The following is a 20,305-nucleotide window of genomic DNA, read 5'->3' on the forward strand; positions in this document are numbered from 1 at the left end:
GCCGGTGTACAAGAGGAGAGGACAACTGGTGTGCAGTAAGTCGCAGGACGGTTATTTCCATCTTGCCATCCTGCGGCTTAGCACAATATATATGTTAAACGTATATATCTATGGCGAAACATAAATTGAGAGAATTGTTTGAAAAATTTTAAAAATTTATTTTAAAAAGGTGTTGACATTTGGCGGAATTTGATAGTATAATAGCAAAGCAGGTTACGGATAGGAAAAATATTCATGTCTGCAGAACAGATAATATGGGGTCTTAGCTCAGCTGGGAGAGCATCTGCCTTACAAGCAGAGGGTCATAGGTTCGAGCCCTATAGGCCCCATATATATAAATATGGCGGAATAGCTCAGTTGGCTAGAGCACACGGTTCATACCCGTGGTGTCGCTGGTTCAAATCCAGTTTCCGCTACTTTTAATAAGATGCTGTGCTTTATAGCGCGGCATTTTTGTATAATAGGATTAGGGTGTCAAAAGGTAACTTTTGCAAATGCTTCCGGCAATTTTCACAAAAAGATAACTTGCCAGACGACTTTATGCGCGATGGAGATGAAACTCAAAAATCAAGGAAGCCTTTGCTGACGTGATTTTCGTATTAAGAGGTTCATTGGAATGCTCCGCGCACCGGAGCGCAAAGTGGACGAGCCCCTCAAGAGTGCGGGGCTTGCCCACTTTGTTCTGTTTGCAGGAAACATTTTTAGTGGTATTTATGAATAGAGTATGATAGAATTTTAAAGACAAGAGACAATCATTCTTTCATTACGGAGGATAAAAAAATATGAGAAACAATCGTACAGGGAATATATTTCGAATCATTGCAGGAGCATATCTCGCCTATCTGGGAGTGCAGCTTGTGACGCAGACTATACAGCAGAAGCCGACGAATGAAATATTTAATATTGTAATGGGGGTTCTGTTTATCGTTGTAGGAGCCTGGTTTGCAATCGGAGCGCTAAGAGGTATTTTAAAAGAACAGAAACAGGAGAGAGAAAATATTACCCTAAATTCCCAACCGGCGGAGAAAAGTTCAGAAGAAGACCTGGTGGAGGCAGTGGAAGACACAGAGGAAGGGTCTGAAACAGAGAGGATAGAAAAAGAAACAGAAACGACGGAAGAAAGAGCAGAAAAAACTGCAGAAATCAAAGAAGAAACGGCAACAGTTCAAGAAAAAGAACCGGATGAGGAGAAGCAGGAAAACGAAAAAGCGGAAGAACTGGAGACAGATTACGAGGAGAAATAGAATATGAGAGTTGGAATGGGTTATGATGTCCATAAATTGGCAGAGGGAAGAAAGCTGGTGCTTGGAGGAGTTGAAATACCATACGAAAAAGGACTTTTGGGTCATTCTGATGCGGACGTTTTAGTCCATGCAGTGATGGACGCCCTCTTGGGTGCGGCGGCATTAGGAGACATTGGCAAGCATTTTCCTGATACAGATGAAAGGTATAAAGGGATTTCCAGTATTATACTTTTGAAATACGTGGCAGAGCTGTTGGATAAGGAAGGCTATATAATAGAGAATATTGATGCGACAATCGTCGCGCAGAGACCGAAGATGCGTCCTTTTATCGAACAGATGGAAAAAAATATGGCAGAGGCCTTAAAGATTGAAACCGAACAGATCAATGTAAAAGCAACGACAGAAGAAGGGTTGGGATTTACCGGAACAGGAGAGGGGATTTCTGCACAGGCGGTATGTGCCCTGGAAAAGTATACCAACTACGGCAGCTATGACGTTGCGGAAATGAGAAAATGTGCGGGATGCAGCGGCTGCGCAAAAGAAAATCTGGCATAAGGAGTATGAATTTCTGAAATGATAGTAAGAAAATTGGAACAAAAGGAACATAGACAGACAAGAGAGCTGTGGGAGAAGGTTTTTGCAGAGGATACAAAGGCATTTCTGGATTATTATTATTTTATCAAAACGCGGGATAATGAAATCTATGTGATTGAAGAGGATAGAAAAATCCGATCTATGCTTCATCTGAATCCATATCTGGTGCAGATTGAGGACAGGCAGTTTCCGTGTCATTATATCATTGCAGTGGCGACGGAGGAGAATTATCGAGGCAGAGGGTATATGAGAACACTTTTGTGCAGAGCGCTGGAGGAAATGTATCGCAGAAAAGAGCCGTTTACTTTTCTCATGCCTGCCGCGGAAGCGATCTATACTCCCTATGACTTTCGGTTTGTTTACAGGCAGAATATAGGTGAAACAAAGGGAAACGACGGACATTTGCAGGCGGAAGTAAAAGAAGCAGAGCTTTTTGACGCGGCAGACATGGCAGCATTTTTTAATCAATATTTCCGTGACAAATATCAGATCTGTGCTGTGCGGGACGAGGCGTATTACCAAACAATGATTCTAGAACAGAAGAGTGAGAATGGCGGTGTATGTCTGATTAAAGAAGCGGATAAGATTCGTGGAATGTTTGCTTATGCCAGAGAAGATAGGCTGGACATCAGAGAGCCAGTGTATCTGCCGGAATGGGAATCAGAATTTTTAAAAGCAGTTGCTATGTTTAGGGGAAAAGAAGAGAAAAGTGCTGCCCTGTATGCGTGCAGTGATCTTTTTACCGCAAAAAAGAAACCAGTCATAATGGCGAGGATCCTGCATCTGGAGGAGCTGTTAAAGGCTATGAAAGTACAGAGTGGGGAAACTATTTGTTGCTCTTTTGCGGTGATCGATCCGATTCTTGTAAAGAACAGTCGGGTCTGGAAAATAGAGTCAGAAAAAGGACAGGATAGTCTGTCAGTTGCAGAAACAGAGGATTCAGAAGGTGTATTGCCGATTGGGGCGCTTACTTCATTTTTGTTCGGGTACAAGACACTGGAAGAAGTGAAGGAAGAGGATGGGGTGATTCTTACGCCGCACCTGGAGGTGGAACTAGGGAAGATAGAACAACTGTGCAAAATTTATTTGAATGAAATTGTATAGCAAGGCAGAAAAATAAAAAGAATAAGACAGAGGTATATAGAAGAGGAATCATAATATATACTTCTGTCTTATTTTTTTATTTATAAGAAAACCTCATCGAAAAAGTGTAGATGTGCGCATTTTGATTTTACCGTTTAAGTAGAGTGTCACAGGCGGCAGATATGGACTTTCTATCTGATTTAGAATGATGCGCGTAGCCAAAATTCCCATTTCCTGGCTAGGAGTCTGGACAGTGGTTAATGTGTTGTCCATAGGAGTCAGGCTTAGAGTGTCGTCAAAACCGCAGATGAGTATATCTTGCGAAACTTGTATGCCCATCTGTTTAAGCGCCGCGATGGTTTTCCATGCTAGAAGGTCATTTGCACAAAAGAACAATTCGGGAAGTTCTGGCATATTGCCAAGTGCATCGTATAAGAAAAGCGGATCCTGGAAGTAGTGATCTTCATCTTTGATGCAGTAAGATTCATGGAATGGAATCCCTCGGATGTTTAATGCATTCAGAAACCCCTCGTAACGTTCGTGAAAGCTGATACAGTGGCAGACATCCCCGATGAATCCAACTTTGCTTAAAGGCTGTGCCGAAAGAATCTCATTCATCATACGAAATGTACTGCAACGGCTTTCCATCAACAAAATATTGGCATTTAATGGACTGCTTTCAGGTGAATAGTAGGAATCAAAGAAAAGTACAGGTTTTCCAAGCGAACATACCATTTCTGAATATGCTTTATTGAATAATTCAATACACAAAATCGCGTCAATCTGATCCAGACGAAAGTTTTCTGGGAGATGTAAACTTTGCACGTCGTCTGGGTTAAGCATATAGATAGTTAGAGAATACCCATATTTGCGCATTTCTTGTTCCAGGCTTGCCATAATAGAGGTGGCAATGTGAAAATGTTCCGGAATATAATTAGCAAAAAGAGCAAAAGTACCACCTTTTTTAGGAATTATACTCGGTGCGTCCGCTGCATTGAAGTAAGAGAATTGTTTATAATTAAGCTTTCGTGCCATTTCTAAAACATTATTTATGGTTTTTTCCGGCATATGAGGAGCTCCGTTGAGCGCTTTGGACACCGTTGTGCGAGACAGTCCCAGGGCATCAGCGATATCTTGTATAGTAACGCGTTCCTTATTCATTCTGTTGTACGATCCTTTCTTCTTTGTTATGAGATTGCCTTAATTATAAAATATATTGAGACAAAAATCAATAAAAATCGTATATATATTTGAACAAATGTAAATTAAAATTGCATAAAAGACGATATAATAAGTTGTTAAATGTGAATAAAAAATATGAAAAAAGTAAAAAAATATTGACATATATAAATTGTAATGATAATTATAATAATATAAATGTTAAATAAAAACATACATATAAAAAACAAAATTTAACAAATGTAAAACAGGAGGTGAAAAAGAAAAGAATAATTGATAATTGTACAAAGTCAAAATACAGAAATGGAGGTAAAGCAAAATGAATAAGTGGAAAAGAATTGGAAGTTTTGGATTGGCGTGTACCATGGTGACAATGCTTTTGGCAGGATGCTCTGGCGGAAAAGAGGAAAAAGAGAAGACAGAAGAGGAGTCAGCTACAATCTCTTTGTTAAATACAAAATCGGAGCTAGTGGATCAGTTTGAACAATTAGCCAAAACCTATAAAGAAGCGACAGGGATAACAATCGATGTACAGTTTACAAATGATGTTGTCAGCACACATTTATCAGAAAAATATGCTTCTGGTAGTCCATATACAATTATGATGGTTGACAGAACCGATGTCTATGCTTTCCAGGATTATCTGCTGGATCTAAGCGACCAGAAATGGATTGAAGACGGAGGATCGGAATACGGTGTTAATATCGACGGAAAAACATATAGTTTTCCTCTTTTAGTAGAAGCGGTAGGTCTGCTCTATAATGCACAGGCAATAGAAGAGACTACAGGAGAAGAATTTAACTGGGAAGATTATAATACACCCGAAAAGTTTGAGGCATTGCTTAAAGAACTTTCCGAGAAGGGGATGGAAAGACCTGTAGCAGTAAATAAAGATGACTGGTCCCTGGCAAATCATTATTTTGGACAGCTTTATGATCAGCAAGGAAATGCAGAAGAAACATCGCAGGCATTTGTAGATTCTCTGAAATCAGGAGAAATGAAGCTTGGAGAAAATACAAGATTCCAATCTTTAATGGACAGTTTCGATATGCTGCTGGAATACAATATAAACAGTGCAGATCCTCTTGCAGCAGACTACGATATGAACAATGAATACTTTGCCAATGGAGATGTTGCTTTCTGGTTTAATGGAAGCTGGGTGACAGACGTATACGACAAAACTGAAAAAATTGGAATCATGCCGCTGCCTCAAAGTGATGCATCAGATGAAGCGAATGACTATCTAATCGCGGGAGCGAGCAAAACGTTCGTGATTGACAAAGAATATTCTACTGAGGAACAGCAGGAGGCGGCAAAGGACTTTTTGAATTGGCTGGTTTATGAGGAGGAAGGACAACAATTTATGGTGGACGACTGTGGGATTATACCGGCATTCGGAAATATTACCAAAGAAGTGTCTGCACCGATCAGTGTTTCTGCACAGCAGTTTATAAAAGAGGGAAAAACACAATACTGGTATCAGGCAATCCCAGGTGATCATGGCACAGAGGTTGGAGCAGCTATTCAGAAATATATGAGTGGAAATATCGACAGAGAAGAACTTGCAGCAGAAGTAGAAAATTACTGGAAGGGTCAGGAGTAAAGAGGAAAGGGACGTCATGCTGAAAGGTTATCTGGCAGGATGACGTTCCTTTCCTGTTTCTGGAAGAAAATGTATAGAAGTAATCGAAAAGAAGTGAGGAAAAATAATGAGGAAAAGGAATACATTCCGATATAAACTTGTTCTATTTCTGGTATTTGCAGGACCGGCAGCATTTTGTTTTTTAATGGTAATGATTGTTCCGTTTTTTTACGGAATATATTTGACATTCACAAGCTGGGATGGGATTTCAGCTGTAAAAGAGTTTGTAAATATAGAAAATTATTCCGCAGTATTTGCTGATAGCCAATTCTGGCGTTCTTTGCTGCTGACGGCGGTGTATTCGTTGATTTCGGTTGTTCTGGTAAATATTCTGGCCTTTACACTGGCGTATCTCGTGACAGGAAAAGTAAAAGGGCAGAATTTTTTTAGAGCAGGATTTTTTACACCGAATTTAATTGGGGGACTGGTTTTAGGATATATATGGCAGTTTGTGTTTTCCAGAGCGCTTGTTTGCGTTGGAACGGAGCTAGATATAGGAGTGCTGTCCACTTCTTGGCTTTCGGATCCATACAAGGCTGTTGCGGCGTTAATTATTGTCTCTGTTTGGCAATATTCTGGCTTTATGATGCTGATTTACATAGCTGGTTTTACAAGTGTGCCGAAAGATCTGATAGAGGCAGGGTTTATTGACGGATGTAATAAATGGCAGGTACTGAAAAATGTGATTCTTCCTCAGATGCGATCTTCTTTTGTCATCTGTATCTTCCTGTCCATAACCAGATGTTTTATGACGTATGACTTGAATTTGTCTTTGACGGAGGGAGGACCTTACGGGGCTACGCAGATGGCCGCGATGTATGTCTATCAACAGGCGTTTGTGTCAAAGGATTATGGAGCAGGGCAGGCAGAAGCGGTCATTCTATTTGCCATCTGTGCTGTAGTTTCTGTTATACAGGTGTATATTGGGAGAAAAAATGAGGAGGTTTTACAATGAAGAACCAAAAAAACAAATACGGTGTAAAATTTTGGGGACTTAGCATGGTCTTTCTTCTCTATATTCTTCCGTTTTTTATGGTAGTAATCAATTCTTTGAAGGAAAAGAAAGATATTATAAGAGATCCTTTGGCATTGATCGGAGAACACGGTGTTACATTTTCAAATTTCGTAGATGCGGCTGAAAAGATGGATTTTTTTCGGGCACTGGCGAATTCATTATTTATAACAAGTATCAGCACCATATTAATTGTACTCTTTTCGTCAATGGCAGCATACATTATGAGCAGAAAAAACTGGTTAGCATGCAGAGGACTGTTTCTCCTTATGATTTTGTCGTTGGCGATTCCGTTTCAAGTATTAATGATTCCTCTGGTTTCAATCTATGGAGGGATTTTCCATATTTTAAATCATAGGACTACGCTGATATTTATGCATATTGGATTTTGTGTCAGCATGAGTAGCTTTTTGTTTTACGGGACTATTAAATCGACCATTCCGATAGAATTAGAAGAGGCGGCGAGTATTGACGGATGCGGACAGTTTCAAATATTCCGAAAAATTGTATTTCCACTTCTGAAGCCTACAATTGCAACGACAATTATTATCAATGCCTTAAACATATGGAATGATTATCTTCTTCCTAGTTTGATATTAACAGATAGTAAGATGCAGACACTGCCGATTGCTACTCGGGTATTTTATGGTGCATTTTCGGCTGATTTGGGACTTTTGATGGCAGCGCTTGTTCTTATGATAGTACCTATTCTTGTTCTGTATTTATTCTTACAGAGACATATTATTGACGGTGTAGTTGCAGGAGCAGTGAAGGGATAGCTATGAATAAAAAAGAAATGATGAACAATTTTGAGAAACACAGGCCTATCTATCATTTTTCTAGTAAAAAGGGCTGGATAAACGATCCGAATGGATTAATCTATCATGGAGGGTATTTTCATTTGTTTTATCAACACTATCCGGAAGGGGTTGTCCATGGGCCGATGCATTGGGGGCATGCACGTTCGAAACAACTAATAGACTGGGAAGAATTGCCGATTGCATTATATCCAGATGAAAAGGGAACAATTTTTTCAGGATGCATTGTGTATGACCAGGAAAATACAAGCGGATTAGGGAAAGAAACAGCTCCTTTGGTTGCAGTCTTTACGCAAAATCAAGAAAAAAATGGCCTTACACGGCAATATCAGAGTCTTGCTTATAGCACAGACGGAGGAATGACATTTGAAAAGTACGCGGGCAATCCCGTGCTGGATTTGGGGTTGAGTGATTTTCGGGATCCTAAAGTTTTCTGGTATCCAGAGGAAAAAAGATGGATTATGCTGGCAGCGGTTTTAGACAGTATTTTTATATTCAGTTCAAAAAATCTGCGGGAATGGAAGAAAGAAAGCATATATTACACAGGAGATCTGGAAAAGAATGAAATTTGGGAATGTCCAGATTTGTGTCTGTTTAAAACAAGAGAAGGAATTCAAAAGTGGGTTTTGATTGTAAGCCAGAATACACTGGATTATAAAAAAACAGGTGTACGCTATTTTGTAGGAAAATTTGATGGAAAGAAATTCTATGAGGAAAATAGTGAAGAGGTGTTGTGGCTGGACTTCGGACGAGACAATTATGCCGCAGCTACATTTGCTGGTATTGAGGGAAGAATTGTACAGGTAGGATGGATGAACTGCTGGGCATATGCTCAAAAACTGCCAGAACAAGGATTTAGAGGCAGCATGACCATTCCAAGAGAACTGTATCTTCTACAGACACCAATGGGGCTGAGACTGGGACAGATGCCGGTAGAAGAGGTAAAGGAATACCTGAATGTTTACAGATTGTCAGAGGGTACACTGGAGATGGACATTTTATTAGGCGCATTTCTTATTGATATACATAATGGAAAAGGGAAAATATGTCTGTCGAATAAAAAAGAAAGATTTATGATTGACATAGACTTTGACAAGCAATACATTGTAGTTGACAGGAGCAAATGTGGTGAAAATCTGGGAAAAGAATTTACGGAGACGAAAAACAGAAACTTTCATATCTCCAGGCAAAGGCAAATTCTATTGATTATAGACATAACAAGTGTAGAGATTTTTACAGCCGGAGGAGAAGTTGCAGGCTCTTTTCAGTATTTTTCCAAATATCCATTCCAGACAATCAAAGTACAGGGAGGTACATTGTGAAAGGAAACCATTACATTTTTTATACACCAGAAGAGCAGTATCCAGGTATGCCGCATGGGGAGATGTGCGGAGATTTGATGCCTTTTTATTGGGAAGGAAGATACATTTTTTTCTTTTTGTATAAATACTGCATCTATGCAACAGAGACACGAGATTTTGTACATTATACAAAGGCCAGGCTGGTGCTTCAAAACGGAAGTCCAGATGAACAAGACTGGCATGTGGCAACGGGAAGTGTATGTTATGCAAACGGGAAGTTCTATTTCTACTATACTGGTTTTTGTGAGGGAAATAGAAATGAAGAAGGAAAAAATGAGCAGGCGATTTTAAGGGCAATAAGTAAGGATTTATATACATGGGAAAAGGATAAAACATTTTGCTTCACGCCGGATATAAACCGCTTTGAAAACCTTCATTGGCGGGATCCACAAGTATTTTGGAATGAAGAAAAGGGAACGTATTCTATGCTGGTGACTGCGACAACGAAATATGGAGATTACCTGCGAAATGGCTGTACGGCGGTTTATGCTTCCGATGATGTATCAGAATGGCGGTTTGATGAAGTGATTTACTCTCCGAGAATATACCCTACCCATGAATGTCAAGATGCTTTTAAAATAGGAGATAAATGGTATCTTGTTTTTTCGACGTATAGTAAATGGTGGGAAACACGTTACAGGATAGCGGAACATTTTTCAGGTATGTGGGAGACGCCTCTTTTGGACGATATGTTTGATGGCAGAGAGTTTTATGCGGCCAAAACTGTTACAGATGGGGGAAAAAGATATTTGGTAGGATGGCAGGCAATTCGAAAAGATTGCAGAGATGAAAACCCCTTTGTTTGGGGAGGGAATGTGATTGTCCATGAGCTTGTCCAACGAAATGACGGTACATTAGGGGTGAAGCTGCCAGATAAAATAAGATCGGTTTTTAAAAGGCAGATACCACTCGCTTATCAAAGAAAAGATGGGACACCTGGAGAAGATTGCTTCCATGAAATATGCGAGGAAGGGTTCTGCTGGAGACAAATAGGAAATTTGAGTAAAACTGTGCTTTTTGAAGGAGTAGTTTCCTGGAAGGAAGGAACACAGGCAGTGGGGCTGATGTTGCATACCGCTGGAAGCCGTCTTGAAAAGTGGTGCCAACTGCGAATCGAACCTTACCACGGAAGGATTGCGATGGAGAGATACAATCAGATAGATGGGGATCAGATGTATGTGGATGAAAGAAGAATACAATTTAATAAAAATGAGGCGACCGTTTTGCTTCTGGTAAGCGGAAATATAATGTTGGCATATATAAATGATACAGCGCTAACTACTAGATGCTACAGTGTGTCAGACGGGGGAATCGGAATATTTGTAGAATGTGGAGAAATGCGATGGACAAAACTTGCCTTGTTGAAAGGAGAAGAGTCGGATGAACATATTTGATATAAGTGATGTGACACGAATTACAAAGGACAGAAGCCGAGCAGTAAATGCAGAAAATCCAACTGGAGAAAAAGGAAGTGGAGGAAAGGCATCTAGTTGTCTTGGAGCTTCTAGGAAAGGTTCTCCATGTATTCCTGAAATAAAGTCGGGGGAGACAAAGATACTTGCAGATATTTCTGGTCCAGGAATTATAAAGCATATCTGGATGACGGTGACGGATAAAATAAGTCCGGAAAATCGCTTTGTCCTTCGGGATTTGGTGCTGCGTATGTACTGGGATGATGAAACTCTCCCATCTGTGGAATGTCCACTGGGAGATTTCTTCTGCTGTGGTTTTGGACAGACATATTTTGTAAATTCTGTTCCGGTAGTGGTAGCACCCAGAAGAGGAATGAATATGTATTTTTCTATGCCTTTTCGTAAAAATGCCAGAATTACGATAGAGAACCAAAACACACAGAGTATTCCGTCATTCTTTTATCAGATTGATTATTGTTTGAAGGATGTACTGCCGGACAATATAGGATATTTCCATGCGCAGTGGAGAAGAGAAAAGCTAACCACACCTGGGAAGGATTACGTGCTGCTGGACAACGTAAAAGGAGCAGGCAATTATGTGGGAACGTTTCTGGCAATATCAGCTCTTGAACGGTACTGGTGGGGAGAAGGAGAGATGAAATTTTACCTGGACGGAGATAAAGAGTATCCGACGATTTGCGGGACAGGGCTGGAGGACTATTTTGGGGGAGCGTGGAGCTTTGCGAAAATAGAAAATGGAAAGATGGAAGAACAGACTTTCTGTACTCCTTTTTTGGGGTATCCGTTTTATTCTAGGACGGATGAGGAAATACAGAGTGATTATCACAACCGAGACTGCCCTCCGATGAGAGCGTTGTACCGTTTTCATCTGCCGGATCCGATTTCTTTTTGTGAAGACATCAGAGTTACTTTACAACAGATAGGCTCTTGCCATAGCGGGATCTTTGAACGACAGGATGATGTGTCCTCTGTTTCCTATTGGTATCAGACGGAGCCGCATAAGCCATTCCCTAAATGGATGGCAGCAAAAGAACGATGGCCTAGATAGAGCGCCAGTAAAAAGAGGAAAGGTTGTGTGCAGCGGGAAATTCTGGTTGACAAAATGATAAAATTTGCATAATATATATCTATATTCGGAAAATGCAGAGAAAGGCTGAGAACGAAAAGAGTAGCAGGCTTGAAGCTGCCAGAGAGGAACTGTCACCGGCTGAAAGCAGTTCTAAGGGGAGGGCTTGTGAAGTGCATTCGGGAGCTGATTCCGCGAAGGGATACTGGTAGCGGAGTACGTATAGGACATACGTTACATGTCAGAAAGTGAAAGAAGAAATTCTTTTAATAGAGTGGAACCGCGGATAGACTTCGTCTCTAAATGAGACGGAGTCTTTTGTTTTCTGCGTTGTTTTAGACCAATAAGGAGGCCTTAAAGTGGGAATCATATCTTATATCAGAGAGGAAATTCAAGTCATAAGAGAACGTGACCCTGCAATTAAATCGAATATGGAAGTGTTGCTTTATCCGAGTTTTAAAGTAATACTTCGATACCGGATTGCGCATAAGCTGTATATAAAGAAGCATTATTTCCTGGCGCGGTGGATTTCCCAGAGAGCAGCGCGAAAGACTGGGATTGAAATTCACCCCGGGGCGACGATCGGCAAAGGGCTGTTTATCGATCATGGAAGCGGAGTGATTATCGGAGAGACGACGATCATAGGCGACAATGTAACACTATATCAAGGGGTTACTCTTGGCGGTACAGGTAAGGAGCAGGGAAAACGCCATCCTACCTTGGAAGACAATGTGATGGTCAGCGCGGGAGCGAAAATATTAGGCTCTTTTACAATCGGAGAAAATTCTAAAATCGGTGCTGGCTCCGTTGTGTTGGAAGAGGTTCCGCCTAACTGTACAGTTGTTGGAGTTCCAGGACGTATTGTACGTATGGGAAATAAGAAGGTACCCCGCAGCGACATGGATCAGATTCATCTGCCGGATCCGGTGTTGAATGACATTCGTTCCCTACAGGCAGATAATGAAAAAATGCACAGCCAGCTCATTGAAATGCTCAAAAAGATGAAATGTATGGAAGAAGATGGCTATGAGTGCGGCCAAAAATAAAAAAGAGATAAGAAGAGAGGAGATACAAGATGAAGCTGTATAATACAATGTCAAAAAGAAAAGAAGAGTTTGTTCCCCTGGAGGATGGAAAAGTAAAGATGTACGTCTGCGGCCCGACTGTCTATAATTTTATTCACATCGGAAATGCCAGACCTATGATTGTGTTTGACACAGTGCGCAGATATTTTGAATATAAGGGATACGAAGTGAATTTTGTGTCGAATTTTACAGATGTGGACGACAAGATCATTAAAAAAGCGATAGAAGAAGACGTGACGGCAGAAGAAATTTCGAAGCGTTATATTGCAGAGTGTAAGAAGGATATGGAAGGGATGAATATTAAACCGGCTACAAAGAATCCGTTGGCGACGGAGGAAATTTGTGGAATGGTAGATATGATCCAGACGCTGATCGAAAAAGGGTATGCGTATGAGAAGAATGGAACGGTTTACTACCGTACACGTAAATTTAAAGAGTATGGAAAGCTGTCTCACAAAAATTTAGATGACCTTCAATCCGGAGGACGTTCCCTTCTTGTGACTGGAGAGGATGAAAAGGAGGATTCTCTTGACTTTGTGCTCTGGAAGCCGAAGAAAGAAGGGGAGCCGGCATGGCAGTCTCCATGGGGAGAGGGGCGGCCTGGCTGGCATATAGAATGTTCAGAGATGTCTAAAAAATACTTAGGAGAGCAGATTGATATTCATGCAGGCGGAGAAGATCTGGTATTTCCGCACCATGAGAATGAGATTGCGCAAAGTGAGGCGGCGAATGGAAAGGAATTTGCAAAATATTGGCTGCACAATGCCTTTTTGAATATTGACAATCGTAAAATGTCCAAATCTCTTGGGAACTTTTTTACAGTGCGGGAGATCAGTGAAAAATACGATCTGCAGATCTTACGGTTTTTTATGTTGAGCGCACACTACAGAAGTCCATTAAATTTCAGTGCAGACTTGATGGAAGCGGCAAAAAGCGGGCTGGATAGAATTGTAACTGCGGCAGAAAATCTGCGGTTTTTAAAGGAAAATACAACACGAAGAGAAATGTCAGAGACAGAAAAAGACGCTTACGCAAAAACGCAGGAATTTGTAGATGGGTTCGAGAAAGCAATGGATGACGACTTTAACACTGCGGATGCTATTGCCTCTGTATTTGAACTGGTGAAATATATCAATACCACTGTAAATGCTTCTTGTTCTGCGGAGTATCTGGCGTGCCTGCTTGACAGACTGGCAGTGTTGACGGATGTACTTGGAATTATAACAGACAAGAAAAAGGAAGTGCTGGATGAAGAAATAGAAGCTTTGATCGCCGAGAGACAGGCGGCGCGAAAAGAAAGAAATTTTGCGCGTGCAGATGAGATCAGAGATATGCTGCTTGCAAAGGGGATTATTTTGGAAGATACAAGAGAAGGAGTAAAATGGAAAAGAGCATAAAACAAGGACTGGATTTTTATATAGAAAAGATTCTTGATATAGGGAAAATGGATGTGGAAGTATATTCTCCTTTAGCGCTTGCCTATATTGGTGACTGTGTCTATGATTTGATTATTAAAAGCTGGATTATGAGCAGAGGAAACAGGCAGGTTCACAAAATGCATGAAGAAACAAGCGAATATGTGAAGGCTTCTGCACAGTCCTTGATGATGCGCACAATGCAGGGATATTTAACCCAGGAAGAACATGCGGTATACCGGCGGGGAAGAAACGCAAAATCGGTTTCTCCCGCTAAAAACCAGTCTATTACAGATTATAGAAGAGCGACAGGATTTGAGGCTCTTGTAGGGTACCTGTATTTAAAGAAAGAATACCAAAGACTAACGGAGCTTGTAAAAATCGGGCTGGACAGCCTTGAGGGGAAGGAAGAAAAGTAAGATGCCAAAGAAGGAACATACACTTTTATTAGAAGGGCGCAATGTAGTGCTGGAGGCATTCCGATCTGGAAAGCCGATTGACAAAGTATTTATTTTAGACGGATGTCAGGATGGACCGGTCAGAACGATTGTAAGGGAAGCGAAAAAGAGAGATACACTTCTCCAGTTTGTCAGCAAGGAAAGGCTGGCGCAACTGTCAGAGACGGGGCAGCACCAAGGCGTGATTGCCTATGCTGCGGCATACGAGTATGCGACGATAGAGGAGATGTTTGAACTGGCCAAAAAGCGGGGAGAGGATCCATTTTTTATTTTATTAGACAATATCGAAGATCCCCATAATTTAGGAGCGATTATCCGTACGGCGAATCTTGCAGGAGCGCATGGAGTGATTATACCTAAAAGAAGGGCAGTGGGGTTAACCGCAACGGTGGCAAAAACGTCGGCGGGCGCCCTGCATTATACTCCTGTGGCAAAGGTGACGAATCTGGCAAAAACAATAGAGGAACTGAAAAAAAGAGGAATGTGGTTCGTATGTGCGGATATGGACGGAGAAAGTATGTACCGGCTGAATCTCAAAGGCCCAATCGGGCTGGTTATAGGCAGTGAAGGAGAAGGCATAGGACGTCTTGTAAAAGAAAAGTGTGATTTTGTAGCAGGTATTCCAATGAAAGGGGACATTGATTCACTGAATGCATCTGTAGCGGCAGGTGTGCTTGCCTATGAGATTGTCAGGCAGAGGATGCTGCAGTGAAAAGAAACGGGAAAGAAAGCATGGGAAAGTATGAGAAAATTCCGGACGAGCAGCTGATTAAAAAACTGCGGGCGGGAGAGAGTGACATCATGGATTTTATCATGGTGAAATATAAATCAATGGTAAGGAAAAAAGCCAGAGCAATGTATCTTCTTGGAGGAGAGAACGAAGATTTAATCCAGGAGGGAATGATCGGCCTGATTAAAGCGGTAAGAGATTTTGATGAATCTCAAGGGGCTTCATTTTTCAGTTTTGCGGAATTATGTGTTTCACGCCAGATGTATACAGCGATTGAGGCGTCAAAGAGAAAGAAACACCTGCCTTTGAATTCCTATGTATCTTTATATGAAGAGAGTGAAACAGAAGGAGAAGGAAAGAGGCTTGCCCTGATAGACACGATTGAGCCGGAGCAGGAGAATAATCCAGAGGCGCTGTATTTCGGAAAAGAATATACAGAGGCGCTGATCGAAAATCTGAAAGAAAATTTAAGTACGTTAGAAAACCATGTTTTGTATCTGCATCTCATGGGAACAGACTATAAAACGATTGCAGAGCTTTTGGACAAAAGCCCGAAAGCAATAGATAATGCGCTTCAGAGGATTAAAAATAAGGCAGAAAAAATGTTGAGATAAAGGAAAATCAGGAAGGAGAAATACGGTGAGATTTGTAATACAAAGGGTGACGGAGGCGTCTGTTTCTGTGGAGGGGAATGTGATTGGAGAAATTGACAAGGGTCTGCTTGTTCTGATAGGAGTGGCAGAAAGTGATACTTGCGATATAGCAGATAAACTTGTAAAAAAACTGATCGGACTTCGAATTTTTGAAGATGAAAACGGAAAGACAAATTTATCCTTGTCAGATGTAAACGGCAGTCTTCTGCTCGTTTCCCAGTTTACACTTTATGCGAACTGTAAAAAAGGAAACCGCCCTAGCTTTACAGAGGCGGGGAATCCTGAAAAGGCGGAGAAGCTATATACGTATATTATAGAAAAATGTAAAAAAGAGATTCCCTGTGTGCAGACGGGAAGGTTTGGGGCAGAGATGAAGGTCAGCCTGGTAAATGACGGCCCGTTTACTGTTCTGCTGGATTCTGAGAATCTGTAGCCGCCTGGTTATCAGAAAGGAAAGACAGTAATGATAGAAGAGAAGAAGATTTTTCAGTTAATAGAATCCGCTTTGGAACAGAGAAAGTTTTCTTATGCCCCATATTCTGGCTTCCGCGTGGGTGCGTCTTTGCTTACCGAAGACGGAACGATATATACAGGATGTAATATTGAAAACGGAGCATACAGTCCGAGTAATTGTGCCGAGAGAACCGCTTTTTTTAAAGCAGTAAGTGAAGGGGCGAAAGAATTTCAGGCAATCTGTATTGTGGGAGGACCAGGAGAGGAGGAGCCAAAAGAGCTGTGCCCGCCGTGCGGCGTATGCCGGCAGGTGATGTTGGAGTTCTGTAAGCCGGATTTTCAAGTGGTTCTGGCGGTAAGCAGAGAAAAGTATCAGATCTTTGCATTGGAGGAATTGACTCCAATGGGATTCAAGCTATAAGAAACAAAATATGGCAGCAGGCTGGAAAGGGGAAATAGGAAATGGTAGATTACACAGAAGGAGCAGGGATACAGTACCATGTAGGACTAAAAGAAGGCGATGTAGGAAAGTATGTGATTCTTCCAGGAGATCCAAAACGATGCCGGAAGATAGCACAGTATTTTGATGATCCTGTGCTTGTGGCGGACAGCCGGGAATTTGTCACTTATACAGGGACGCTTGACGGAGTCAGGGTCAGTGTCACCAGCACTGGAATCGGCGGCGCCTCCGCCTCCATCGCACTGGAAGAGCTTTGTAACTGTGGCGCGGATACCTTTATAAGAGTAGGTACCTGCGGCGGTATGCAGACAAAAGTATGCGGAGGGGATCTGGTGATTGCTACAGGGGCTATACGGATGGAGGGAACAAGCAAAGAATATGCACCAATCGAATATCCGGCAATTCCAGATTTAGAAGTGACGAATGCACTTGTCAGCGCTGCGAAAAAGGGCGGCGTTCCGTACCATACCGGAGTGGTGCAGTGTAAGGATTCTTTTTACGGTCAGCATCAGCCGGAAAAACATCCCGTCGGCTATGAGTTGATGGAAAAGTGGAACGCATGGCTTGGAATGGGGTGTATGGCGTCAGAAATGGAGTCGGCGGCATTATTTATTGTGGGGGCATATAGAAGAGTAAAAGTAGGGTCTGTATTTTTGGTTGTGGCGAATCAGGAACGGGAAAAACAAGGACTTCCGAATAAACAGGCACATGATACGGAAAGTGCAATCAAAGTGGCAGTGCAGGCAATCCGCGAGCTGATTTGGGAAGAAAAGCAGAAGGGCATGAAAAGATAAAATATATCTGCTATAAGAATTTTATAACAGAAAAGGAGTTGATTCATACAAAGAATCAACTCCTTTTCTATAAACAGGTTCTAAAAAAGAAGACATCGCTTCCTTTATAAAGCTGCCTAGCGGACTTGAACCGCCGACCTCCGCCTTACCAAGGCGACGCTCTACCTACTGAGCCAAGGCAGCCTATGCACAGCAAAATACAACTGTACGCAACGATATAAATATACAACAAAACACCAGAGGTTGTCAAGAAGTTTTGTTATGCCTGGTGTAAAGCATTTAAAAAGTCGTTTACCTGCGGGCAGCCGGATATGTAAATTACAGAGCAGACAATTTCTTGGCGCGGCGGTATTCTAAAGGGGATAATCCAAATTGTTTTTTAAAGATAGCGGCGAATTTCCCTTGATTGCAATATCCTACCTGTTCGGATATTTCTGCAATCGGACGTTTTGTTTCTGAGAGAAGTCTGGAAGCGGTGTTCATGCGAAACTCGCGAAGATAAACAGAAATATTTTGTCCGTATACTCCGCGAAAATAATTTTTCAAGCTGCTTTCACTGACGGAAAAAGATTGAGCGATTTGGCGTATAGGAATATGTTTCTGTAAATTATCCGTAAGTATTTTAGCCGCTTGTTTAGCAATCTCAACTTGGGTTTCTGTATAGAAGCCGCAGGCCTTAGAGGGGTGCACTCCCATATTCAGCAGTATATAAAGAAGTTCGAGTGTATAAATTCGTAAATAAAATACAGAATTTTCCTCAGAGGCTTTCCAAAGCTTCCAAAAGGCTTCTGACAGCTTATTATCAGCTTCGTTGATATAGGTTTTTCTCTTGTTACAAAACTTTTTTTCCAAATCGGGAAAATCAATAAAAAAGTAATCTGTAATCTGGCTACAGGATTGCAGAAGAGGCATATCGAGATATATTTTTAAGCCCTGGTATTCTCCTGTCGGGAAGATATACTCTTTTTGCGCTGTTTGTCCGCTGACAGAGAAGTCATTTTCTTTCATATAAATATAAGAGCCGTCGTCTAAGAGCAATTCACTCCGGCCGGAGATACAATAATTTATTAATAGTGGTTTCAATTCTGTATTTGCATCTGATTCCGGCCATTTTAACGCATTGACGTGAATCTGTGCGAGCGTAAGCCCGGGGAAAAGCGTATGAAAGAACATCCGGCCTTTACCAGAGGGCTGATTCAGTTGTAATTCGTAACCATTTGGGCTTTTCTTTAATATCACTCCTGAAACGGAGTTACTATTTTCTAATATATTCTGCACGATGTCCTTCAATTGTCTTTCCCTCCCTCTTTCATAAACAGCATGTTCTGAATGTATTATAATTACAGCCACGTAAGAGGTCAACCTTTATTCTGTATGGATAGAAAAACTGCTTGCTATACGGGCCTAAAATACTTATATGAGCATAGAACTATGAATTGAGATATGCTATGATTACGTACGGTTAGCTAATCCTAACATAATATATTTTACAGAGGAGGACGTTCAATGAATAAGTTACAGGGAAAGGATTTAATCAATATTGGTATTTTTACGGCGATTTATTTTATCGTCATTTTCGCTGCAGCTTCGATTGGCTTTATCCCGATTTTTATTCCTCTAATCAGTGTAATTGTACCCTTAGCAGGCGGCATTCCTATGATGCTGTTTTTTTCTAAGATTAAAAAATTCGGTATGCTGACGATTTGTGGGCTGCTGCTTGGGATTATTATGCTGGTTGCCGGTATGGGATACTGGTGTATTCCTACGGGAGTGATTTTTGGGTTAATCGCAGATCTGATGATGAAAGCATGCGGCTATAAAAATGCAAAGCGTGAAGTCCTGATTCATGGTGTGTTTTCTATGTGGGTGATTGGTGCGTTCATTCCGATTATTGTAACGAGGGATGCATATTATCAGAACTTAATTCCCGGATATGGAAAAGAATATGCAGATACGTTGATGGCTTATATGCCAGACTGGATTTTGCCGGTACTTTTAGCGGCAGCTTTTATCAGCGGGTTAGCCGGCGGACTGATTGGACGGAAAATTTTTAAAAAGCATTTTGAACGGGCAGGAATTGTATGATGAAGCGAGAACTTCTTGCAAGCAAAAGAAATGACAGCGGTATTCTGTTAGATCCGCGCACAAAGCTGGCGGTTTTACTTACGATTGCCGTCTTTATTCTGGGCGGATCGCACAGGTCTGTTATGCAATATTACATAATTATATTGGCGGCAATTCCGCTGTTGCTTTTGATGGCTGCAAAGAGGTGGAAAGGAGTGCTTTTCTACATCGTGTTTTTTGGCGGAAGCTTATGCCTGGAGATGTTTGGACTGGCAAGACTGACCGGAACAGCGAATTATATTGCAGTTGCAGCCGTCGGCCTGCTGCTTCGTTTTACTCCGAGTGTAGTAATGGGATATTTTGTAGTAACAACAACTACGGTCAGTGAATTTATGGCAGCTATGGAAAAGCTCCATATGCCAAAACAGATTACAATTCCTATGTCTGTCATGTTCCGCTTTTTCCCTACGGTGGCAGAGGAGTGGAGTGCGATTGGGGACGCCATGCAGATGCGCGGCGTCCGTTTTGGAGGCGGGAAAGCGAGCGATATTTTGGAGTATCGGATTGTTCCTATGATGATCTGCTCTGTAAAAATCGGAGAAGAACTTTCAGCGGCAGCGCTTACCCGCGGACTTGGAGGGCCGGTAAAAAGAACAAATATTTGTAAAATAGGATTCCATACGCAGGACATTCTTTTTCTGCTGATTTGCGCCGGTGCATTTTTATTACAAATATATGTACTTGCTTCCAGGGGGTGAATG

21 protein-coding genes, 3 tRNA genes and 1 other annotated feature are annotated in these 20,305 nt (G+C 41.5%); of the genes, 21 read left to right on the forward strand and 3 right to left on the reverse strand.

What is annotated here, in order from left to right; all coding sequences use genetic code 11:
- The first annotated feature begins 256 nt into the window (after window positions 1–256).
- The 5 genes from ACZ5C4_RS07730 (at window position 257) to ACZ5C4_RS07750 (ending at window position 2,942) form a co-directional block, all read left to right on the forward strand.
- A tRNA-Val gene (locus ACZ5C4_RS07730) sits at window positions 257–329 on the forward strand.
- Between the two features lie 13 nt (window positions 330–342).
- Window positions 343–416 (forward strand) — tRNA-Met (locus ACZ5C4_RS07735).
- A 366-nt stretch (window positions 417–782) separates the two neighbouring features.
- A complete protein-coding gene (locus ACZ5C4_RS07740) occupies window positions 783–1,244 on the forward strand; it encodes a hypothetical protein (RefSeq protein ID WP_464520489.1) in 462 nt (153 codons plus the stop codon).
- Window positions 1,245–1,247: 3 nt separating this feature from the next.
- A complete protein-coding gene (ispF, locus tag ACZ5C4_RS07745; RefSeq protein WP_464520490.1) occupies window positions 1,248–1,799 on the forward strand; it encodes a 2-C-methyl-D-erythritol 2,4-cyclodiphosphate synthase in 552 nt (183 codons plus the stop codon).
- 18 nt (window positions 1,800–1,817) lie between these two features.
- Window positions 1,818–2,942, forward strand: coding sequence for a GNAT family N-acetyltransferase (locus ACZ5C4_RS07750; RefSeq protein WP_464520491.1), 1,125 nt, complete (start codon window positions 1,818–1,820; stop codon window positions 2,940–2,942).
- A gap of 93 nt (window positions 2,943–3,035) precedes the next feature.
- On the opposite strand, the gene ACZ5C4_RS07755 is transcribed toward ACZ5C4_RS07750, so the two are convergent.
- Complete coding sequence (locus tag ACZ5C4_RS07755; RefSeq protein ID WP_464520492.1) at window positions 3,036–4,082, reverse strand: LacI family DNA-binding transcriptional regulator; 1,047 nt, start codon at window positions 4,080–4,082, stop codon at window positions 3,036–3,038.
- Window positions 4,083–4,419: 337 nt separating this feature from the next.
- On the opposite strand from ACZ5C4_RS07755, the gene ACZ5C4_RS07760 reads away from it, so the two are divergent.
- From ACZ5C4_RS07760 to udp, 14 genes are all read left to right on the forward strand, one after another.
- Window positions 4,420–5,703, forward strand: coding sequence for an ABC transporter substrate-binding protein (locus ACZ5C4_RS07760; protein ID WP_464520493.1), 1,284 nt, complete (start codon window positions 4,420–4,422; stop codon window positions 5,701–5,703).
- Between the two features lie 106 nt (window positions 5,704–5,809).
- Complete coding sequence (locus ACZ5C4_RS07765; protein ID WP_464520494.1) at window positions 5,810–6,697, forward strand: carbohydrate ABC transporter permease; 888 nt, start codon at window positions 5,810–5,812, stop codon at window positions 6,695–6,697.
- Window positions 6,694–7,533, forward strand: a complete 840-nt coding sequence (locus tag ACZ5C4_RS07770) for a carbohydrate ABC transporter permease (protein ID WP_464520495.1) — start codon at window positions 6,694–6,696, stop codon at window positions 7,531–7,533. Before ACZ5C4_RS07765 ends, ACZ5C4_RS07770 begins: the two co-directional genes overlap by 4 nt.
- A 2-nt stretch (window positions 7,534–7,535) precedes the next feature.
- Window positions 7,536–8,894, forward strand: a complete 1,359-nt coding sequence (locus tag ACZ5C4_RS07775) for a glycoside hydrolase family 32 protein (RefSeq protein ID WP_464520496.1) — start codon at window positions 7,536–7,538, stop codon at window positions 8,892–8,894.
- Window positions 8,891–10,327, forward strand: coding sequence for a hypothetical protein (locus tag ACZ5C4_RS07780; RefSeq protein WP_464520497.1), 1,437 nt, complete (start codon window positions 8,891–8,893; stop codon window positions 10,325–10,327). The genes ACZ5C4_RS07775 and ACZ5C4_RS07780 overlap by 4 nt, the downstream gene beginning before the upstream one ends.
- Window positions 10,314–11,414 (forward strand): glycoside hydrolase family 172 protein, encoded by a 1,101-nt coding sequence (locus tag ACZ5C4_RS07785; RefSeq protein WP_464520498.1) that lies wholly within the window; start codon window positions 10,314–10,316, stop codon window positions 11,412–11,414. The genes ACZ5C4_RS07780 and ACZ5C4_RS07785 overlap by 14 nt, the downstream gene beginning before the upstream one ends.
- Window positions 11,415–11,512: 98 nt before the next feature.
- Window positions 11,513–11,736, forward strand: a binding site (T-box leader).
- 55 nt (window positions 11,737–11,791) lie between these two features.
- On the forward strand, window positions 11,792–12,478 hold the full coding sequence (gene epsC, locus ACZ5C4_RS07790) for a serine O-acetyltransferase EpsC (RefSeq protein ID WP_464520499.1): 687 nt from the start codon (window positions 11,792–11,794) through the stop codon (window positions 12,476–12,478).
- Between the two features lie 29 nt (window positions 12,479–12,507).
- Window positions 12,508–13,914, forward strand: a complete 1,407-nt coding sequence (gene cysS / locus ACZ5C4_RS07795; protein ID WP_464520500.1) for a cysteine--tRNA ligase — start codon at window positions 12,508–12,510, stop codon at window positions 13,912–13,914.
- Entirely contained in the window at window positions 13,899–14,351 is a 453-nt protein-coding gene (locus ACZ5C4_RS07800) for a Mini-ribonuclease 3 (RefSeq protein ID WP_186874918.1), read from the forward strand. The genes cysS and ACZ5C4_RS07800 overlap by 16 nt, the downstream gene beginning before the upstream one ends.
- 1 nt (window position 14,352) lies before the next feature.
- Window positions 14,353–15,102 (forward strand): 23S rRNA (guanosine(2251)-2'-O)-methyltransferase RlmB, encoded by a 750-nt coding sequence (rlmB, locus tag ACZ5C4_RS07805; protein ID WP_464520501.1) that lies wholly within the window; start codon window positions 14,353–14,355, stop codon window positions 15,100–15,102.
- A gap of 20 nt (window positions 15,103–15,122) precedes the next feature.
- Window positions 15,123–15,734, forward strand: coding sequence for a sigma-70 family RNA polymerase sigma factor (locus ACZ5C4_RS07810; RefSeq protein WP_464520502.1), 612 nt, complete (start codon window positions 15,123–15,125; stop codon window positions 15,732–15,734).
- 25 nt (window positions 15,735–15,759) lie between these two features.
- Entirely contained in the window at window positions 15,760–16,206 is a 447-nt protein-coding gene (dtd, locus tag ACZ5C4_RS07815; protein ID WP_464520503.1) for a D-aminoacyl-tRNA deacylase, read from the forward strand.
- 33 nt (window positions 16,207–16,239) lie between these two features.
- The gene (gene cdd / locus ACZ5C4_RS07820; RefSeq protein ID WP_464522320.1) at window positions 16,240–16,647 is read left to right on the forward strand and encodes a cytidine deaminase; all 408 of its coding nucleotides are present in this window, start codon (window positions 16,240–16,242) and stop codon (window positions 16,645–16,647) included.
- A 41-nt stretch (window positions 16,648–16,688) separates the two neighbouring features.
- Window positions 16,689–17,480, forward strand: a complete 792-nt coding sequence (gene udp, locus ACZ5C4_RS07825) for a uridine phosphorylase (protein WP_464520504.1) — start codon at window positions 16,689–16,691, stop codon at window positions 17,478–17,480.
- A 110-nt stretch (window positions 17,481–17,590) separates the two neighbouring features.
- On the opposite strand, the gene ACZ5C4_RS07830 is transcribed toward udp, so the two are convergent.
- Window positions 17,591–17,663: transfer RNA gene (locus ACZ5C4_RS07830), tRNA-Thr, on the reverse strand.
- A 135-nt stretch (window positions 17,664–17,798) separates the two neighbouring features.
- Window positions 17,799–18,770, reverse strand: a complete 972-nt coding sequence (locus tag ACZ5C4_RS07835; protein ID WP_464520505.1) for a helix-turn-helix domain-containing protein — start codon at window positions 18,768–18,770, stop codon at window positions 17,799–17,801.
- A 216-nt stretch (window positions 18,771–18,986) separates the two neighbouring features.
- Here ACZ5C4_RS07835 and ACZ5C4_RS07840 point away from each other — a divergent pair, with 216 nt between their 5' ends.
- Entirely contained in the window at window positions 18,987–19,565 is a 579-nt protein-coding gene (locus tag ACZ5C4_RS07840; protein ID WP_464520506.1) for an MptD family putative ECF transporter S component, read from the forward strand.
- Entirely contained in the window at window positions 19,562–20,302 is a 741-nt protein-coding gene (locus tag ACZ5C4_RS07845) for an energy-coupling factor transporter transmembrane component T (RefSeq protein WP_464520507.1), read from the forward strand. The genes ACZ5C4_RS07840 and ACZ5C4_RS07845 overlap by 4 nt, the downstream gene beginning before the upstream one ends.
- Window positions 20,303–20,305 lie beyond the last annotated feature (3 nt).

It is taken from the genome of Mediterraneibacter flintii (assembly GCF_055387595.1).